We start from the raw sequence: 17,647 nt of genomic DNA on the forward strand, positions 1-17,647 counted from the left end.
AGTCAACGCCCGGTGCTGCTGGTCGCGGTTGCGCCAGAGGGGGTGGGGAGCAACGTGTGCATGTCCACATGGTGCGGGCCAGTTTCAATTTTGCCTGTACTGCGCAAGGTGGATTTTGAAACAGGGATCATGGCCAATTTTCTGGCAGGTACGGGCCTGATCGGTGTTGCGGCGCCCATTGGATGGACGGGGGCATGAATCGCCAGTTCCTTGCGTTCTTCATCCGTCAGGGCTTGGTAGGCCTCCCATTGGGCTCGTTTTTCTTCGGGGGCCAGCTTCTTGGTCTGCGCAAAGTTCAGACGGGCCTGGACGCGCTCCTGTACTGTCAAGCCGACCCATTCGGCCATGCGGCTGTGCAGCTTCTCCTGTTCTTCGGGAGAAAGGCTTTTGAAGTTGTGGGATAGCGCGATCCACTTGCGTTTGTGGGCTTCGCCCAGGGTGTCCCAGCGTGCCGACAGGGGCTCCAGGGCTTCTTGCTGCGCGTGCGTGAGATCCGCCCACATGGGGCGCTGATTCAGCACTGGGCGCTTGGGGCTGGGTTTGACGGGGGCGACCTTGTGCTTTTCAGGGTCGACCGTTTGTGGAACCGAGGATGCACCGAGAGGGGGCGTATTGATGTCGGGGTGGGGCTCTTCGGTCGCGCCCGCGGCAACCTCTGTGGCGCGCACAACAGCCATCGGGGCACTCAGGGCAACGATGCATGCCGATACGACCGCGAGTTGGCGGGCGATGGAAAAAGAGTGCCGTGGCGCCAGGAGCATACAAGCAGAGATCAATGTTCTTCGCTGGCCCGCGCCTTCAGAAATTGAGCGAAGCCGGGATCTGCATAAGCTTGCGGAGGCAGATCATCCGTCAGCAGTGCGGTGTCGACTTCGGCCAATTCGTTGGTGTGGTCTTCGTCCTGGACGACCTGAATGACAAACAGACCTGCAATCAGTGCAATCAGGGGCAGGGCGGAGGCCAGGCGTCCCCAGATGCCGAAGCTTTCGCCACCGAAATTCAGGGTGGCAACCCCATTGCCCGCGCTGGCCACAGCTGGCGCCGTGGTGCGCACGGCCACCACTTTGCGCTTGGCAAGGGCTTGCATCCGGGCGGCGCGCAAGCGTTCGGAAATGTCGTAAGGCAGGTCTTGGGATGCCGCGTCCAGGCGTTGTGCAACCTTTTGGCCGAAGAGATCCTCTGCTGCCAGTCGAGAAGGGTTGTATTGAAGCGTCTTGTTCATGGTTGTAGTCCCTTTGCCTTCAAGGCCCGTCCCAGAGCCTGGACGGCTCTGGAGCAATGTGTCTTGACGCTGCCTTCGGAGCAGCCCATGGCTGCTGCCGTTTCGGCAACGTCCATTTCCTCCCAGTAACGCATCAGGAACGCTTCTCGTTGACGAGCGGGCAGGTCCTGAATCTCTTTTTCGATCGCATGCAAAATCTGAGCCCGGCGAGTCGTGTCTTCTGCGCTTTCCGTTTGCTCAGAGGGGTCACTGCCTCGGAAAGTTTCCAGAAGATCGAAATCCCCGTCATCGCCGGCGCCCTCGAAGTCGCTCAGGCTTGAGAACAGGGCATTGCGTGTCTTTTGTCGGCGAAACCAATCCAGCGTGCAATTGGAGAGGATGCGCTGGAAGAGCATGGGAAGCTCGTTGGGAGGCTTGTCGCCGTAATGCTCCGCGAGCTTCAGCATGGCATCTTGAACGATGTCCAGTGCCGCTTCTTCATTGCGGACATGGTACAGGGAGCGCTTGAAGGCTCGCTTCTCGACCTCCCTGAGGAAATCCGACAGTTCTTGTTCGGTGGCCAAATGGGCTCTGACGTGTGCAGCTTTGCGGGGTTGATGTGCGTTGGCGGCAGAATCATCGCCAAGGCAGGCGCGAATTATGGCATTGGAGCAGTGAAATTTTGGGTGAACCGCGGGATTTCCATGGCCTGAGTGCGATAATGCGCGAGCAAATTAACGGCAAACGGGTCACCGTCCGGCACAAGAATCAGTGTGCCCATGGCTGTGGCCCTAAGTCCTGACGCGGCTTCACAAGAGCTCGGGAAGGGGCACCCAAGGTTTTTCGTCAGAGAAATTCACAAAGGTTGATCATGGAAATCTCAAAGGCTGAAATGGCCTCCGCTGCAGCAGCAGTGCCCTCGCAAGAGCTGATGGGCTCGGAAATTCTCATCAAAGGCCTTCAGGCCGAAGGCGTCAAGTACATCTGGGGTTACCCGGGTGGTGCTGTTCTTTACATCTACGACGCGCTTTACAAACAGGATTCGATTCAGCACGTTCTGGTGCGCCACGAACAAGCTGCCGTTCACGCTGCTGACGGGTACGCACGTGCCACCGGTGACGTGGGTGTGGCCCTGGTGACGTCTGGCCCCGGTTTGACCAATGCGGTCACCGGCATCGCCACTGCGTACATGGACAGCATCCCGATGGTGATCATCAGTGGCCAGGTTCCCACGCCGGCCATCGGTCTGGATGCCTTCCAGGAATGCGATACCGTGGGCATCACCCGGCCTATCGTGAAGCACAATTTCCTGGTCAAAGATCCGCGCGATCTGGCTTTGACTCTTAAAAAGGCCTTCCACATCGCGCGCAGCGGCCGCCCGGGCCCCGTGGTGGTGGACATCCCCAAGGACGTGTCTTTCAAGAAGGTGGCCTATTCCGGCTACCCTGAGACCGTCGAGATGCGCTCGTACAACCCGGTGCGCAAAGGCCACGGTGGGCAAATCCGCAAGGCCCTGCAACTGTTGTTGACGGCAAAACGCCCCTACATCTACACCGGTGGTGGTGTGTTGCTGGGCAATGCCACCCAGGAGTTGCGTACGCTGGTCGAGTTGCTCGGCTATCCCGTGACCAATACCCTGATGGGTTTGGGTGCTTTCCCCGCGTCGGATCGCAAGTTCCTGGGCATGCTGGGCATGCACGGCACCATTGAGGCCAACAATGCCATGCAGAACTGCGACGTCCTGCTGGCCGTGGGGGCCCGCTTTGACGATCGCGTCATTGGCAATCCCAAGCACTTCGCGCAGAACGAGCGCAAGATCATTCACATCGATATCGATCCTTCCAGCATCTCCAAGCGGGTGAAGGTCGACATTCCGATCGTCGGCGACGTGAAGGACGTGCTGGGTGAGTTGATCAGCATGATCCGTGAAGGCAGCCAGCGTCCCGATGCTTCAGCGTTGGGCGCGTGGTGGGACACCATCGAAGGTTGGCGCAAGCGCGACTGCCTCAAATACGATCGTGGCAATGGCGAGGTCATCAAGCCGCAGTATGTGGTTGAGACCCTGTGGAACATGACCCGCGACGCCGACACCTACATCACATCCGATGTGGGTCAGCATCAGATGTGGGCTGCCCAGTACTACCGTTTCGATGAGCCACGTCGGTGGATCAACTCGGGTGGTTTGGGAACCATGGGCGTGGGCATTCCTTACGCCATGGGCATCAAGCTGGCCAAGCCGGACAGCGAGGTGTTCTGCATCACGGGCGAAGGTTCGGTGCAGATGAACATCCAGGAACTGTCGACCTGTCTGCAGTACAACACGCCGATCAAGATCTGCTCGCTGAACAACCGATATCTCGGCATGGTGCGTCAGTGGCAGGAGATTGAGTACTCTGGCCGTTACAGCCACAGCTACATGGACGCCTTGCCTAATTTTGTGAAATTGGCGGAGGCCTATGGCCACGTGGGCATGTTGATCGAGCGACCCCAGGATGTCGAGCCTGCATTGCGCGAGGCCCGCAAACTGAAGGACCGTACCGTCTTCATGGACTTCCGCACCGACCCCACCGAGAACGTGTTCCCGATGGTGCAGGCCGGCAAGGGCATCACCGAGATGCTGCTGGGGTCTGAAGACCTCTGACCATGCGGACCTTGGGTGCCCTTCGTGCACCCGGTCCAATCTTTCGACGAATCTATTGACCGCCAAGCTGCACCATTACCGTGGTGCGGGGAGGGCGGCGAAAAGAGGAATCCTTTTCATGAAGCACATCATTGCAGTCCTGCTCGAAAACGAGGCAGGTGCCCTGTCCCGCGTGGTGGGTCTTTTCTCGGCCCGCGGTTACAACATCGAGTCGCTCACAGTGGCGCCCACCGAGGACCCCAGCCTGTCGCGCATGACGATCCAGACCGCTGGCTCCGATGACGTCATCGAGCAGATCACCAAGCATCTGAATCGTCTGATCGAAGTGGTGAAGGTCGTTGACCTGACCGAAGGGGCCTACACAGAACGTGAGCTCATGATGGTGAAGGTCCGTGCCGTCGGCAAGGAGCGCGAAGAGATGAAGCGCATGGCCGACATTTTCCGAGGCCGCATCATCGACGTGACTGAGAAGAGCTACACCATCGAGCTGACCGGTGACTTGTCCAAGAACGATGCGTTCCTGGACGCGATCGACCGCAGCGCCATTCTTGAGACCGTCCGCACGGGCGCCAGCGGCATCGGGCGTGGTGAGAGAATACTGCGCGTCTGATTTTCTGTTCGGTCGTGTTTCGACAGGCTCAACACGAACCGATCTTTATATGGCGATTGTTCCCGAGCGTTCGCCCCGAGCCTGTCACTGGGCGTTATCGCCAAACCTCATTCATTGGAGAACATCATGAAAGTTTTTTACGACAAGGATTGTGACCTGAGCCTGATCAAGGGCAAGACTGTTGCCATCATCGGTTACGGTTCGCAAGGGCATGCTCACGCCCAAAACCTGAACGACAGCGGCGTGAAGGTGGTGGTGGGACTGCGCAAGGGCGGTGCTTCGTGGGACAAGGTTGGCAAGGCTGGCCTGACCGTTCTCGAAGTCAACGAGGCTGTGAAGTCTGCTGATGTGGTCATGATTCTGCTGCCCGACGAGCAGATCGCTGAGGTTTACACCAACAACGTGGCGCCCAACATCAAGCAGGGTGCTTCGCTGGCCTTTGCTCACGGTTTCAACGTGCATTACAACCAGGTGGTGCCCCGTGCCGATCTGGACGTCTGGATGGTGGCTCCGAAGGCCCCTGGCCATACGGTCCGCTCGACGTATGCGCAAGGCGGCGGCGTGCCTCACCTGGTGGCTGTTCATCAGGACAAGAGTGGCAAGGCCCGTGATCTGGCCCTGTCCTATGCCATGGCCAACGGTGGCGGCAAGGCCGGCATCATTGAGACCAACTTCAAGGAAGAAACCGAGACCGACCTGTTCGGCGAGCAAGCCGTTCTGTGCGGTGGTGCTGTCGAACTGATCAAGATGGGCTATGAGACCCTGGTCGAGGCTGGCTACGCCCCCGAAATGGCGTACTTCGAATGCCTGCACGAACTCAAGCTGATCGTTGACCTGATCTATGAAGGCGGCATCGCCAACATGAACTACTCGATCTCCAACAATGCTGAGTTCGGTGAGTACGTGACTGGCCCTGAAGTCATCAACGAGCAATCGCGTGCTGCCATGCGCCATGCCCTGAAGCGCATTCAGAACGGTGACTATGCCAAGATGTTCATCCAGGAAGGCCGTTTGAACTACCCGAGCATGACCGCTCGTCGTCGCAACACCGCCGACCATTCCATCGAAAAGGTGGGCGGCCAACTGCGCGCCATGATGCCTTGGATTGCCAAGAACAAGCTGGTTGACCAGACCCGCAACTGATGAAGCTTGGCATGGGCGCCATGCCTTTGCCTCGAACTGACAAGGGCCACCCTCGGGTGGCCCTTGTTTTTTGGATTCACAGGGGTCCTGTGGCTTAAACTTGGCTGACTGGGCTTGGGGTTGTACCAAGCCTTGCTGGCAGTCCTGATCGGCTTGCCGCTTTTTGGAATGGAGAACGATTCATGCACGATGGCAACGCGTCATCACCTGACAGCCTGGATGAGGTGGTGCTGCCAAAGCGCAGAAAGGGCATCTATGTGCTGCCCAACCTGTTCACGTTGGCAGCCTTGTTTGGTGGTTTTTACTCGATCGTGATGGCCATGAACGGCCGGTTTGACCAGGCTGCCGTGGGCGTTTTCTGTGCCATGGTGTTGGACAGCCTGGATGGTCGCGTGGCGCGCATGACCAACACGCAGAGTGCCTTTGGCGAGCAGATGGACTCACTCGCTGACATGGTCTCGTTTGGTGCGGCGCCTGCCTTGATCGCCTACGAGTGGGCGCTCAAGGGTTTGGGTCGTTGGGGCTGGATCGCGGCATTCGTTTACTGTGCCTGTGCGGCATTGCGCCTGGCTCGTTTCAATGTCAACACAGCGGTGGTCGACAAGCGCTACTTCCAAGGCTTGCCATCGCCAGCGGCCGCAGCCCTGGTGGCGGGCTTGATCTGGTTGGTCACCGAAGCCGGAATTCGCGCGGGTGAGTCCAGCTGGCTGACCTGGACCCAGGTGACCTGGATCACCTTCGCGCTGACTCTGTATGCCGGCCTGACCATGGTCACCAACGTGCCTTTTTACAGCTTCAAGGATGTGCATTTCAAGCGGAGCGTTCCGTTTGCTGTGATCGTGCTGATCGCGCTCGGGATTGCTGTGATCAACATCCATCCCCCCATCGTGTTGTTTGGCCTGTTCATCATCTATGGGTTCAGCGGTTATGGCGTGTACATCTGGCGTCGAACCAAGGGCATGCAAACCAGTGTGATCAGTACAAGCACCGATGAGCCCGACGAACGCGGCTTGCACAAGTGAGCAGAGCCTGTGCTACATTTGCTCGCATGCGTGTTTCCCACTTGTTGCGTGTCGGTGTTGGTGCGGCTCTGAAGCTTGAGCTGTTTGCTTACATTGGCTTGTCGCTAGTGGCCCTTCTGCTAAGCAGGGCGGGCTGAGCGCGTACATCTGACACCAGGATTACCCCGAGCGGCCCGCCAGTTTCATCTGTTGCGGGCCTTTTCTTTTTTGGGCTCAAGATTCAACCTTTCCGGAGACCTTCATGACTGACAAGCTGATCATTTTCGACACCACATTGCGTGATGGCGAGCAATCCCCTGGCGCCTCCATGACCAAGGACGAGAAGCTGCGCATCGCACGTCAGCTGGAGCGTCTTCGTGTGGATGTGATCGAGGCCGGCTTTGCCGCCAGTTCGAACGGCGATTTCGAAGCGGTCCAGACCATCGCCAACGCGATCAAGGACTCGACCGTCTGTTCTCTGTCCCGTGCCAACGACCGTGACATCTCCCGGGCTGCCGAAGCGCTGCGCGGCGCCAACAGCTCGCGCATCCATACGTTCATCGCAACGTCGCCGTTGCACATGGAGAAAAAGCTGCGCATGACGCCTGACCAGGTGCTCGAACAGGCCAAGCAGGCTGTGCGTTTTGCCCGCAATCTGGTGGCCGATGTCGAGTTCAGCCCCGAAGACGGCTATCGCAGCGACATGGATTTCCTTTGCCGTGTGCTGGAGACGGTGATCAACGAGGGGGCGACCACCCTCAACATTCCAGATACCGTGGGCTACGCCGTGCCGGAACTGTACGGCAACTTCATCAAGACATTGCGCGAGCGCGTCCCCAACTCCGACAAGGCCATCTGGTCGGTTCATTGCCACAACGATTTGGGCATGGCAGTGGCCAACTCGTTGGCTGGCGTCAAGATTGGGGGTGCCCGTCAGATCGAGTGCACGATCAACGGTCTGGGTGAACGGGCTGGCAACTGTTCGCTTGAAGAGGTTGTGATGGCGGTGAAGACTCGCCGTGACTATTTCAACCTTGATCTGAACATCGATACCCAACACATTGTTGCCGCCAGCCGAATGGTCAGTCAGACCACGGGATTTGTGGTGCAGCCCAACAAGGCAGTGGTCGGCGCCAACGCGTTCGCCCATGCTTCTGGCATTCACCAGGACGGCGTGTTGAAGGCGCGCGACACCTACGAGATCATGCGTGCCGAAGACGTGGGTTGGTCGGCCAACAAGATCGTTTTGGGCAAACTCAGTGGCCGCAATGCTTTCAAGCAACGCCTTCAAGAGTTGGGTGTCAGTCTGGAAAGCGAGCAGGAGGTGAATGCCGCGTTCAGTCGTTTCAAGGAGTTGGCGGATCGCAAGAGCGAGATCTTTGACGAAGACATCTTGGCCCTGGTCAGTGACGAGAGTGTGGCGACTGAGAAAGAGCAGTACAGCCTGGTCTCTTTGTCGCAGCACAGCGAAACGGGTGAGCGTCCCCGTGCGAGCATTGTCTTCACGGTGGAGGGTAAAGAGGTTCGCGGTGAGTCGGATGGCAACGGCCCTGTGGACGCCTCGCTCAAGGCCATCGAGTCCCATGTGAAAAGCGGTGCCGAAATGGTGCTGTATTCGGTCAACGCCATCAGTGGTTCGACCGAGAGTCAGGGCGAAGTAACCGTTCGACTGCAAAACAGTGGCCGCGTCGTCAACGGTGTGGGGTCTGATCCGGACATCGTTGTGGCATCGGCCAAGGCCTACCTCAGCGCCTTGAACAAATTGCACAGTAAAGCTGACCGGGTAGCGGCACAGGGCTGAGCAGGCTCTTTATAATTCTCGGAAAACCTGAAAAACTCCGTGCAAGTGGTTGATCTTGTGCGGGTTTTTCTTTATCGTAGCCGTGTGTAACATATGTTGTCTGCACGGAGAGCCTGCATGATGTCCTCTTTGATCGCTCCCATGAACCGTTTCAACCGTTTGATGACTTTTTCGGCCTTGGTGCTGGCTGTTTCGGTGGGAGGGGTTCACGCTGCAGAGCGCAAAAAGACGGCAGTCGTGCGAACCCATGCGATTCAAAAGGTGGCACATGCGCCGCGCCACCACAAGGTGCCCGCGCGGGCTGCAGTCATCGTGCCGGCCAAGGCTTCCTTTGGGCAGATGGCGGGCTTGCACGGCTCGTCAGACCCTTTGGCGCTGCGGTCAAGCGTGGCGTTGGTGGTGGACCAAGACACCCACGAAGTGCTTCTGAGCAAGAATGATCAGGCCGTGCTGCCCATCGCCTCGTTGACCAAGCTCATGACGGGCGTGATTGTCAGTGAAGCTCATTTGTCGATGGATGAGAACATCACCATCACTCAGGATGATGTCGACACCGAAAAGGGAAGCAGCTCCCGCCTTGCTGTGGGCTCGACCCTGAGTCGGGGTGAAATGCTTCACCTGGCCTTGATGTCCAGCGAAAACCGGGCCGCCCACGCACTGGGACGTACCTTCCCGGGGGGTTTGGCAACCTTTGTGTCTCTGATGAATGCCAAAGCCAAGTCTTTGGGCATGGGGGATACCAGCTACGTCGAGCCGACAGGCCTGTCAAGCAAAAATCAGTCCAGTGCACGTGATTTGGCCGTATTGGTGAATGCTGCGCACACCGACCCGGTGCTCCGAGAGCTGACCACATCGCCCGGTTATCAGGTCGAGGTGGGACGCCGCACTTTGCAATACAACAACACCAATCGCTTGGTCAAAAATCCGGCTTGGGACATTGGGCTGCAGAAGACCGGCTACATCTCTGAAGCCGGGCAATGCCTGGTGATGCAGGCCAAGGTGGCTGGTCGCAAATTGATCATGGTGTTTCTGGATTCGGCGGGCAAACTCAGTCGGATTGCCGATGCGGAGCGTGTGAAGCGTTGGGTGGAGAGCAACCATCCTTTGATCGCTGCCCGCAACGGCTGATGCGTTCAACCCTGTCCGCCGAAGATCGGCGGACCCATGAAAAAAGAGCCTGGGATGTCTTGAGACACCCAGGCTCTTTTGATTGAGCGCCTGCTTTGATCAGGCTTTGAACATCAGCCCGCGCTGGAAGGGCTGGGTTTATAGCCCAGGGCTTGTGAAATTTCACCCGCCGTTGCCTCAAGCTTGGGTAACCAACCTTCATCCAGGCGATCTGCTGGCGCTGAAATGGAAAGCCCGGCGACCAGGCGTCCCTGGTCATCATGAATGCCGGCGGCCATGCAGCGCACGCCCAGCTCCAGTTCTTCGTTGTCGCGGGCAATGCCGTACTGGCGGGCTTTGGACAACTCTCGCTCCAACAGCGGGAGTTGTGTGATGCTGTTGCGCGTGTGCCCGGCCAGTCCTGTGCGCGTGGCATAGGCTCTGACCTTCTGCGGCTCGTCCACAGCCAGAAACAGTTTACCCACCGAGGTCAGGTGCAGCGGTGCCCTGCCGCCAATGGCTCGAACCACCTGCATTCCCGATCTTTCGCTGTAGGCGCGCTCGACATAGACGATTTCATCGCCTTGGCGAACACTGAGGTTGACTGGCTGTTGAATCAGCTTGTGCAACTCTCGCATGGGGGCGAGGGCCGCATCGCGCACACTGAGCCTGGCTTTGACCAAATTGCCCAACTCCAGCAGGCGCATGCCCAGCCGATAGTTGCCGGCTTCAGGTCGATCGACAAATCGTCCCGTTGCCAGGTCATTCAAAATCCGGTGGGTTGTGGACGGATGCAGCCCTGTTCTCTCGCTGATCTCCTTGAGCGAGATGGCCTCTTCGCGAGAGGCCAGTACATCGATCAACGCAAACATGCGTTCTATGACCTGAATGCTTGGACTGGTCGGCTGGGTGGTATCTCGTTTTCGCATTGCTAACCATGTTTGGAGTTGTTCTTATTTTACTTGGTGAAATGAATGTCCGTTCAGCGCGCCGTACTTCGAATCCACGTCTGATCCACCAAAACCTCATGAGGCAGGTACTGGGCTTTGTAGCTCATCTTCGGACTGGATTTGATCCAGTAGCCCAGGTACACATGAGGCAGCGAAAGTGACTTGGCCTGCTCGATTTGCCACATCACGTTGTAGGTGCCATAGCTGCCGCCGACATCGGGATCGTAAAACGTGTAGACCGCTGACAGTCCATCGTCCAGGACATCCAGGATGCTGATCATGCGAAGAAGGCCAGGGGTGTCCGGATGCGTGGAGGGTTCGCGGAACTCGACCAGCCGAGAATTCACGCGGCTTTGCAGCAGAAACTGGGTGTACTGATCGACGCTGTCATGGTCCATGCCGCCACCAGCGTGCCTGCCAGCCTGGTATTGCAAATAAAGTTGGTAGTGCTCAGCTGAAAAGTGCAGCTTCAAAACACGCGCTTCCAGATGCTCGTGAAGCCTTGCGGCGCGGCGTTGGCTGCGATTGGCCTTGAAGTCCCGTACAAGAATTCTCAGGGGCTGGCATTCCCTGCAACCATCGCAATAAGGGCGGTAAGTGCACATGCCACTGCGCCGGAACCCTGCAGAGACCAGATCCGAATAAAGACTGGTCTGAATCAGATGACCGGGCGTTGCAACCTGAGAGCGTGCCTGCCTTTCAGGCAAATAGCTGCAGGGGTAGGGCGCTGTTGCATAGAACTGCAGGGCTTGCAGGGGCAGGTCATTGAGCTGGGTCACGGTCTTTACCTGAGGCGGCTGACACGATCCCAGTATACGGAATTAAATTGCCAGCTTGGCGCGGCCATGGCAGTGGCCTTTTCAAGCCACGCGGTGAAGGTCTTGCGTTCTATTTCATGGGCCCCCATGGAGGCCAGGTGCCTTGTGTTTTGCTGGCAGTCAATCCACTCGATGTTGTTTTCCAGGCAAAAACCCACCAAGGCAGCCAGTGCCAGCTTCGAGCCATCAGGCATGCGTGTGAACATGGATTCGCCAAACATGGCTCGTCCAATGTTGATTCCGTACAACCCCGCTTGAAGCTGGCCATCGACCCAGGTCTCCACGCTGTGGGCAATGCCCATCTTGTGCAAAGCCAGATAGGCCTGAATCATGCCTTCGGTGATCCAGGTGCCTTGCTGTTGCGGTCGCGGGCTTTGAGCACAAGCGCGCATGACCGCCTCAAACTGGGTGTCGAATCGGACCTCAAACTGGCACTGTGAACCCAATCGGGCCAACGTTTGCCGAAGGCTACGTCGCATTCGAAAGCCGCTGGGGGGGAGCACCATGCGAGGATCGGGGCTCCACCAGAGGATGGGCTGACCGTCGCTGAACCAGGGGAATATTCCCTGCCGGTAGGCCTCGACCAAGGTGGTCGGACTCAGATCCGCTCCTGCCGCGAGCAAGCCAGGCAGAGGGTCGATACGACCCCAACTGCGCTCGACAGGGGGGAAGGGCTCACCCGGTGCAAGAAAGGGCAGCTGTGGCGGTGTGTGAGGCTTGTTCAAGAGAATGCCCAGCACGGTTTGCCGTCAGGCGCATCCGACCCGGCCAGGCCGCCGGCCTTGGGCGGAAGGGTCAGCATGGCGTCGCAAGGTGCCTTTGCCGTGCATCCAGCAGTGCGTTGCGCAAGTGCCCCCATTGATGTTGAGCCGCGATCAATTCTTGTCGCTCTGCCAATTGCTCGAGGGCTTTGGCGATCTGGGCGCCATTTTCTTCGGCGAGTGTGTGCAGCACGGTCTTCAGGCTGTGACCCATTCGACGCAAGGCCGGCAGGTCGTGGCTTTGGCTGGCCAGGTCGCCAGTTTCTATATCGACTTGGAATTGGGCCATGCAGGCCTGCCGATACATCATGAACAGCTGCGTATCGCCATTGAAATGGGTCTCGATGGCATGGCGCTCAAGGTCTTGCAGTGAAGACGACGGTGGGGCAGTGGGAGCGTCGGTCTGGATCGATGCCTGAGAACTTGGCTGGGTAGACAAGCCCTCTTCCACGCAGTTCAGCAAATCCAGAACTGAAATCGGCTTTGACAACATGCGCCAAACCCCAAGCGCCTGCAGCTGGGTTTTCACACTGCTCGTGAGGCCGGCACTGAACACCACCACCTTGGTCTGTGGAGCCAGATCAGGTTGTTCACGAAGCTTTTCGAGCAAGGTGACCCCCGATTCACCCGGCAGCATCAGGTCGGTCAGAATCAGGTCGAACGGCGACTGGCTCAGGTAGTTGATGCCTTGCTTGACGGTATCCGTGATCATCAACTCGGCACCGATGTCCTCCAGCGCGAATTCGACGAAGCGTTGTATCGAGGCGTCGTCCTCGATCAGCAAGATGCGCGGCATGCAATGGCCTTCAGACGGATGACTTGACTTGACCTGCCCCTGTGGGTAACACCTGGGCCAACAAGCCGGGCAGTTCGGCGACCAGCCTAGGTTTGTGGATGACGCGAACGCCCTTCAGCGCGAAGGCGTAGGGGCCCCGTTGGGTTTCGTCGAGCGAGGTGATGACGATCAATTGGCTGCGGGCAAACTGGGGATGCGAGCGCAAACTGGTGATCAGGGTAGGGCCATCGATACCGGGGAGCAGGATGTCGACAATCAAGATGTCGGGTTGAAACTGTCCATAAATGGCCAAGCCCGCAATTCCATCGTCGGCGACACGCAAGTCGACGTTGGGGAAGTGCTGCCGGATCAGCATGCTGACCAGGTTCTGGAAGTGGGTGCTGTCTTCAATCAGCAGGACCCGTGATCCCCCTGAACCTGGCACTGAACGGCCCGTCGCGGGGTCGGCGCTGTGGCGGTCGACCTGGCTTCCCGCCGGTTTGCGTGAGGCAATCCAGCGTTCGACCGAGGAGCGAGAAATCCGTCGATGGCCTCCTGGCGTCTTCCAGGCCTCGAGTTCCTCCCTGTCGACCATCAGTTGAACCGATCGAACTGCCATGCCCAACAGGCCGGCTACCTCGAGGGTTGTGTAGTGATCGCGTGTGGAATTTTCTTCTTGGGTCATGATGCGCTGTATTTTGGCACGACTGCTGTAAAAAAAGACTTGACAAATGATAAAAATAATTTATATGATATCGTTATCTTGTCAAAAATCAGCTTGGCAGGCGATTTTTGAATTATCGCGAGGTACTGCATGAAAAAAATACTGATCGTCGATGACCATGCGGATATTCGCAAGCTTTTGCGAATGACCATGGAGTTTGTGGCGTACGAAATATTCGAAGCAGCGGATGGGCAGGCGGGCCTCAGCTTGGCCGAGGAGTTGCACCCCGATCTGGTGCTGCTTGACGTGATGATGCCAGGCGGCATCGATGGCTTGGAAGTTTGTCGCCGAATCAAGGCGAACGCGCAATTGGCTCGTTCCAAGGTCATTTTGCTGACGGCCCGTGGGCAGAGCGAAGACCGTGCAGCTGGTTTCGAAGCGGGGGCTGACGAGTACCTGGTCAAGCCATTCAGCCTGTTGCAGTTGATCGAAACCATCAACAAACTCGAAGAAGCTTCATCGTGAATCCCTTCGTGGGCGGTGGGCCGGCAATGGGTGACGACCGGGCGCCCTGTCTTTGTCGCCGGCAGGATGAGCGCATGCCTTGGGGGCCTTGTGCGATTCCGGCACCTGCAAATGGGGCGAATGACGGATACCAGGAGTAGATCATGGTGCATCGGTTTCTGGTGAGTTGCTGCCTGGTCCTGGGGCTTTCGATGGCGATGTCGCCGTTGATCGCTGGTAGCGTCCACGACCGAGTGCAGGCGAGCAAGGTGGTTCGGGTCTGCATCTGGCCAGATTACTATGGCGTCACCTATCGCAATCCCCGCACTCAGCAACTGGTCGGGGTCGATATTGACTTGGCCCACGAGTTGGCGGCGGACCTGTCGATGAAAGTTGAGTTCGTCGATTCAAGCTTTGCCTCCCTGGTGTCCGACCTCTTGAGCGATCGCTGCGATATTGCCATGTTTGCTGTGGGCATGCTTGCGCAACGCATGCAGCATCTGCGATTCACCAGACCTTATTTGCGCAGCGATATTTATGCCATCACCACGCGCGGCAGTGCCACCATCAAACAATGGGCAGACATTGACCGCCCAGGCATTTTGGTAGGCGTCCAGTCCGGGACATTCATGGAGCCGGTGATGGCTGCTGAGCTCAAACATGCCAAGCTTGTCAGTATCAAGCCGCCCCAGACCCGGGAGCGCGAACTGGAGGCCGGGCGGATCGATGTTTTCATGACCGATTATCCTTACAGCCGTCGCTTGCTGGACAACGCAGATTGGGCCACCTTGATCTCCTCTCCAAAACCATTTCATGTTTTGCCCTACGGCTATGCGGTGAAGCCGGGGGACGAAAGTTGGTATTCCGTGGTGGATGATTTTGTGTCCCGAATTCAAAAAGATGGTCGTCTGGAGGTTCTTGCCAAAAGGCATGGGCTGGCCTCCATGGTGGTTCAGCCTTGACGGGTGCTTAGGCACGGTTTAGATGCGTCAAGATTCCTCCTTGAAACACTCATCGGCCCAGTGGTTGTCGAGCCAGCTTGCGCTGTTCACGGGCGTCATGTTTGCATTGCTGTTGCTGATGGCCATCGTCTGGATGTCTTGGCGTGGTCACCAGCAGGTGGTAGAGCAAGATCTCCGGCAGCAAGAGCTCTATGCGCGGGTGATCGAGGACCAGGCGAGTCGGTCTTTTGACGCGGTGGCGGTGGTGCAGAACTCCATTGCAGAGACGGTTCTGTTGCAGGACTCTCAGGCCGACCTGCCGCATCTGAGCCGGCAACTGACTCAGGCACTTGGTGGTGTTCCCTTTGTTCGTTCGATCGCTGTTCTGGACGCTCAAGGCCGGGTTCTGGTCAGTTCCTCCGCGGGCGACGTTCAGCGCCAAGTCAATCTTTCATTGCTGGGGTCGCGTCCCGCCCGTGGCCAAGCTTCGTTGGGGCCGTTGATTCGTGGGCGGAGCCTGGCGGACTTTGAGGTGGGAGCGTCTCAGGCTGAATTGCGTTCAGGAATCAACAGCCTGCCCATGTTGTATGGCTTTGCTTTGGCGGGGGGGCAGCCGATGTTGGTGGTGGCGCTGATCAATCCCGATGCCTTGGTGAATTTTCAGCGTCAGGTGATTGGCGACAACCCGCTTTCGGTCCTTGTGACCAGCTATACGGGGTTGTTATTGACCAGTACCGTGGACATGGTGGAGGCCCCTGGGCTGAGTTTGGCGCACCACAGTCTGTTCAGCGAGCGGCAGGTCGCGCGCGAACATGGCAGCTACCGGGAGCATTCGGCTGCCGGGGAGGAGACGCTGGTGGCCTTTCGGGCTTCCAGGGCCTGGCCTTTGGTGGTTTTGGTTGAGCAGGCGCTGGGGGCTTCCACCCAGCGCTGGCTGGCGCGGGCGCGCCCGGTGTTGGTCGCGGGCCTGGTGGTGGTGTTCATGCTGTTGGGCATGGCGGTTGTTCTGTACCGTAGTTTGCGGGCTCGCGAACGCTCCCGGGTTTTGTTTGATCGGGCTCGTGATCAGGTGGTGCGCAGCGAACGCGAACTGAGTGTGCTGTTGCGTAGCCTGCAGGAGTTGATTTTTCGAACAGATGCATCGGGGGTTGTGACCTACGTGAATGCGCGCTGGGCTGCGTTGCTCGGGGCACAGGCGCACCAGGCCTTGGGTCGCAGCGTACTGGATGTGCTGGTACCTGAGCGGTCCACCGATCGAACCACTTTGTTTGCGCTGGACCATCTGGATGGCGTACGCCATTGCCGGGCTTCCACGGTTGGAGCAGACGGGCGCACTCGCCATTTCGAATTGGCCGTGGTTCCTTTGTTGGTGGATGGGCGCATCACGGCCTTTGCGGGCAGCGCTGTGGACATCACCGAGTTGCTGGAGACACAGCGGCAACTCCAGATGCAGTTGTCTTTGATTGGATTGATGCTTGAAATCAGTCCCGAGCCCACGTCAATGGCAGATGAACTGGGTCGTCTGGTGATGGTGAACAAAGCCTGGGAGCAGTTCAAGGGCCTGGATCGCGGTCAAGTCATCGGCAAGCGCTTCGCAGATTTTCTGCCTTCCGGTGAGGCTCAGTTGCATGAGCATTCTGAAGCACAACTGGTTCGGCAGGGCGGGGAGATCCGTTTCGAGTCGCGCATCTCGCGCTACGACATGGGCATGCGAGATGTTCTGATCAGCAAGGTGATGGTGCCGGGTGAATCGGGTGCGTTGATCGGCGTGCTGACGGTGCTCACCGATGTGACCGAGTTTCGTGAAGCAGAGCGCGCCATCCGGGAGGCTCGTGACGTGGCGGAGGAGGCGTCGCGCTCGAAGTCGGAGTTTGTGGCCAACATCAGCCATGAATTGCGCACGCCGCTGCAGTCGATCATCGGGTTCTCGGAATTGGGAGTGATGCGAGGCAAAGGCAGTGATCGCATCGTTGCCATGTTTCATGACATCAATGCCTCGGGGCAGCGAATGCTGGCGTTGGTCAATGATCTGCTGGATGTTTCCAAGATCGAAAGCACGGTCGGCACTTTTCACCTTGAGAGCGTGGATCTGCGCTCCCTCATCAGGCCGGTGGCTCGGGAAATGGGGCCGTTGCTCGCGCGCAAGAACCTCTCTCTCGACATGGACTTGTCGGATCTGCCCCTGGTGGCGCGGGCTGATCCCTTGCGTTTTCAGCAGGTGATCCGCAATGTGCTGGCCAATGCGGTCAAGTTCTCACCCAATGATCAAACGGTGGCACTCTCCGCCCAGATTGGTGATGGCGGTGAAATTCACATCGTTGTGCGTGATCGGGGCCCTGGCATTCCCGAGGCCGAATTGGAGAAGATCTTTGAAGCCTTTGTCCAATCAAGCAAAACCAAGAATGGTTCGGGTGGGACAGGGCTGGGTCTGGCCATCTGCCGAAAAATTGTTGAGGGTCATGGTGGACGGATTCGTGCCTGCAACGTATCCGATGGCGGTGCGGAGTTTCACATCTATTTTCCGGCCCGGTCGGGTGGTGCTGACAGCCAGCCGATGCCTTTGAGCTGAAGTGGGGCGCAGTCTCGTTGAGACGGATGGATGGCCCAAAAGAAAAAGGTCTTGCGGGCATGTGCCTGCAAGACCTTTGAATGGCTCCTCGACCTGGGCTCGAACCAGGGACCTACGGATTAACAGTCCGGCGCTCTACCGACTGAGCTATCGAGGAACGC

The 17,647-nt window shown here is 58.1% G+C and carries 17 protein-coding genes and 1 tRNA gene; 9 read left to right on the forward strand and 9 right to left on the reverse strand.

Features of this window, described 5'->3' with window-relative positions; translation table 11 throughout:
* Positions 1-2: 2 nt before the first annotated feature.
* From AC07PT_RS01750 to AC07PT_RS01760, 3 genes are all read right to left on the reverse strand, one after another.
* Entirely contained in the window at positions 3-503 is a 501-nt protein-coding gene (locus tag AC07PT_RS01750) for a DUF3106 domain-containing protein (protein ID WP_494655575.1), read from the reverse strand.
* Positions 504-772: 269 nt separating this feature from the next.
* A complete protein-coding gene (locus AC07PT_RS01755; protein ID WP_492345213.1) occupies positions 773-1,222 on the reverse strand; it encodes a DUF3619 family protein in 450 nt (149 codons plus the stop codon).
* The gene (locus tag AC07PT_RS01760) at positions 1,219-1,785 is read right to left on the reverse strand and encodes an RNA polymerase sigma factor (protein WP_492345214.1); all 567 of its coding nucleotides are present in this window, start codon (positions 1,783-1,785) and stop codon (positions 1,219-1,221) included. Before AC07PT_RS01760 ends, AC07PT_RS01755 begins: the two co-directional genes overlap by 4 nt.
* Positions 1,786-2,072: 287 nt before the next feature.
* On the opposite strand from AC07PT_RS01760, the gene AC07PT_RS01765 reads away from it, so the two are divergent.
* From AC07PT_RS01765 to AC07PT_RS01790, 6 genes are all read left to right on the forward strand, one after another.
* Positions 2,073-3,842: an acetolactate synthase 3 catalytic subunit gene (locus AC07PT_RS01765; protein WP_492345215.1), complete on the forward strand. Its 1,770-nt coding sequence runs from the start codon at positions 2,073-2,075 to the stop codon at positions 3,840-3,842.
* Positions 3,843-3,960: 118 nt separating this feature from the next.
* Positions 3,961-4,452, forward strand: a complete 492-nt coding sequence (gene ilvN / locus AC07PT_RS01770; RefSeq protein ID WP_492345216.1) for an acetolactate synthase small subunit — start codon at positions 3,961-3,963, stop codon at positions 4,450-4,452.
* A gap of 126 nt (positions 4,453-4,578) precedes the next feature.
* A complete protein-coding gene (gene ilvC / locus AC07PT_RS01775) occupies positions 4,579-5,595 on the forward strand; it encodes a ketol-acid reductoisomerase (RefSeq protein WP_492345217.1) in 1,017 nt (338 codons plus the stop codon).
* A gap of 182 nt (positions 5,596-5,777) precedes the next feature.
* The gene (pssA, locus tag AC07PT_RS01780) at positions 5,778-6,617 is read left to right on the forward strand and encodes a CDP-diacylglycerol--serine O-phosphatidyltransferase (protein ID WP_492345218.1); all 840 of its coding nucleotides are present in this window, start codon (positions 5,778-5,780) and stop codon (positions 6,615-6,617) included.
* Between the two features lie 241 nt (positions 6,618-6,858).
* A complete protein-coding gene (locus AC07PT_RS01785) occupies positions 6,859-8,397 on the forward strand; it encodes a 2-isopropylmalate synthase (RefSeq protein WP_492345219.1) in 1,539 nt (512 codons plus the stop codon).
* 120 nt (positions 8,398-8,517) lie between these two features.
* Entirely contained in the window at positions 8,518-9,525 is a 1,008-nt protein-coding gene (locus AC07PT_RS01790; RefSeq protein WP_492345593.1) for a serine hydrolase, read from the forward strand.
* Positions 9,526-9,638: 113 nt separating this feature from the next.
* Here the strand turns inward: AC07PT_RS01790 and AC07PT_RS01795 are convergent, their stop codons facing one another.
* The 5 genes from AC07PT_RS01795 to AC07PT_RS01815 form a co-directional block, all read right to left on the reverse strand.
* Positions 9,639-10,376 carry an IclR family transcriptional regulator gene (locus tag AC07PT_RS01795; RefSeq protein ID WP_492345220.1) on the reverse strand — a complete coding sequence of 246 codons (738 nt, stop codon included), beginning with the start codon at positions 10,374-10,376 and terminating at the stop codon, positions 9,639-9,641.
* A 110-nt stretch (positions 10,377-10,486) separates the two neighbouring features.
* Positions 10,487-11,233, reverse strand: a complete 747-nt coding sequence (locus AC07PT_RS01800; RefSeq protein WP_494655576.1) for an arginyltransferase — start codon at positions 11,231-11,233, stop codon at positions 10,487-10,489.
* Positions 11,234-11,238: 5 nt separating this feature from the next.
* Positions 11,239-11,997, reverse strand: coding sequence for a leucyl/phenylalanyl-tRNA--protein transferase (gene aat / locus AC07PT_RS01805; protein ID WP_494655577.1), 759 nt, complete (start codon positions 11,995-11,997; stop codon positions 11,239-11,241).
* Between the two features lie 70 nt (positions 11,998-12,067).
* Positions 12,068-12,817: a response regulator gene (locus AC07PT_RS01810; RefSeq protein WP_494655578.1), complete on the reverse strand. Its 750-nt coding sequence runs from the start codon at positions 12,815-12,817 to the stop codon at positions 12,068-12,070.
* A 22-nt stretch (positions 12,818-12,839) separates the two neighbouring features.
* The gene (locus AC07PT_RS01815; protein ID WP_492345224.1) at positions 12,840-13,493 is read right to left on the reverse strand and encodes a response regulator; all 654 of its coding nucleotides are present in this window, start codon (positions 13,491-13,493) and stop codon (positions 12,840-12,842) included.
* 129 nt (positions 13,494-13,622) lie between these two features.
* Here AC07PT_RS01815 and AC07PT_RS01820 point away from each other — a divergent pair, with 129 nt between their 5' ends.
* From AC07PT_RS01820 to AC07PT_RS01830, 3 genes are all read left to right on the forward strand, one after another.
* Complete coding sequence (locus AC07PT_RS01820; RefSeq protein WP_492345225.1) at positions 13,623-13,997, forward strand: response regulator transcription factor; 375 nt, start codon at positions 13,623-13,625, stop codon at positions 13,995-13,997.
* A 143-nt stretch (positions 13,998-14,140) separates the two neighbouring features.
* Positions 14,141-14,938, forward strand: a complete 798-nt coding sequence (locus AC07PT_RS01825; protein WP_494655579.1) for an ABC transporter substrate-binding protein — start codon at positions 14,141-14,143, stop codon at positions 14,936-14,938.
* 40 nt (positions 14,939-14,978) lie between these two features.
* The gene (locus tag AC07PT_RS01830; RefSeq protein ID WP_494655580.1) at positions 14,979-17,486 is read left to right on the forward strand and encodes a PAS domain S-box protein; all 2,508 of its coding nucleotides are present in this window, start codon (positions 14,979-14,981) and stop codon (positions 17,484-17,486) included.
* Between the two features lie 81 nt (positions 17,487-17,567).
* Here AC07PT_RS01830 and AC07PT_RS01835 read toward each other — a convergent pair.
* Positions 17,568-17,643 (reverse strand) — tRNA-Asn (locus tag AC07PT_RS01835).
* Positions 17,644-17,647: the final 4 nt, after the last annotated feature.

This window comes from Curvibacter sp. GW821-FHT09D12, assembly GCF_059416245.1.

Bases quoted from the DNA above. Each gene is read 5' to 3' on its own strand.
- AC07PT_RS01750 (WP_494655575.1), bottom strand. From the start codon at position 503: ATGTGGGCGGATCTCACGCACGCGCAGCAAGAAGCCCTGGAGCCCCTG.
- AC07PT_RS01755 (WP_492345213.1), bottom strand. From the start codon at position 1,222: ATGAACAAGACGCTTCAATACAACCCTTCTCGACTGGCAGCAGAGGAT.
- AC07PT_RS01765 (WP_492345215.1), top strand. From the start codon at position 2,073: ATGGAAATCTCAAAGGCTGAAATGGCCTCCGCTGCAGCAGCAGTGCCC.
- ilvN (WP_492345216.1), top strand. From the start codon at position 3,961: ATGAAGCACATCATTGCAGTCCTGCTCGAAAACGAGGCAGGTGCCCTG.
- ilvC (WP_492345217.1), top strand. From the start codon at position 4,579: ATGAAAGTTTTTTACGACAAGGATTGTGACCTGAGCCTGATCAAGGGC.
- pssA (WP_492345218.1), top strand. From the start codon at position 5,778: ATGCACGATGGCAACGCGTCATCACCTGACAGCCTGGATGAGGTGGTG.
- AC07PT_RS01785 (WP_492345219.1), top strand. From the start codon at position 6,859: ATGACTGACAAGCTGATCATTTTCGACACCACATTGCGTGATGGCGAG.
- AC07PT_RS01790 (WP_492345593.1), top strand. From the start codon at position 8,518: ATGTCCTCTTTGATCGCTCCCATGAACCGTTTCAACCGTTTGATGACT.
- AC07PT_RS01795 (WP_492345220.1), bottom strand. From the start codon at position 10,376: ATGTTTGCGTTGATCGATGTACTGGCCTCTCGCGAAGAGGCCATCTCG.
- AC07PT_RS01815 (WP_492345224.1), bottom strand. From the start codon at position 13,493: ATGACCCAAGAAGAAAATTCCACACGCGATCACTACACAACCCTCGAG.
- AC07PT_RS01820 (WP_492345225.1), top strand. From the start codon at position 13,623: ATGAAAAAAATACTGATCGTCGATGACCATGCGGATATTCGCAAGCTT.
- AC07PT_RS01825 (WP_494655579.1), top strand. From the start codon at position 14,141: ATGGTGCATCGGTTTCTGGTGAGTTGCTGCCTGGTCCTGGGGCTTTCG.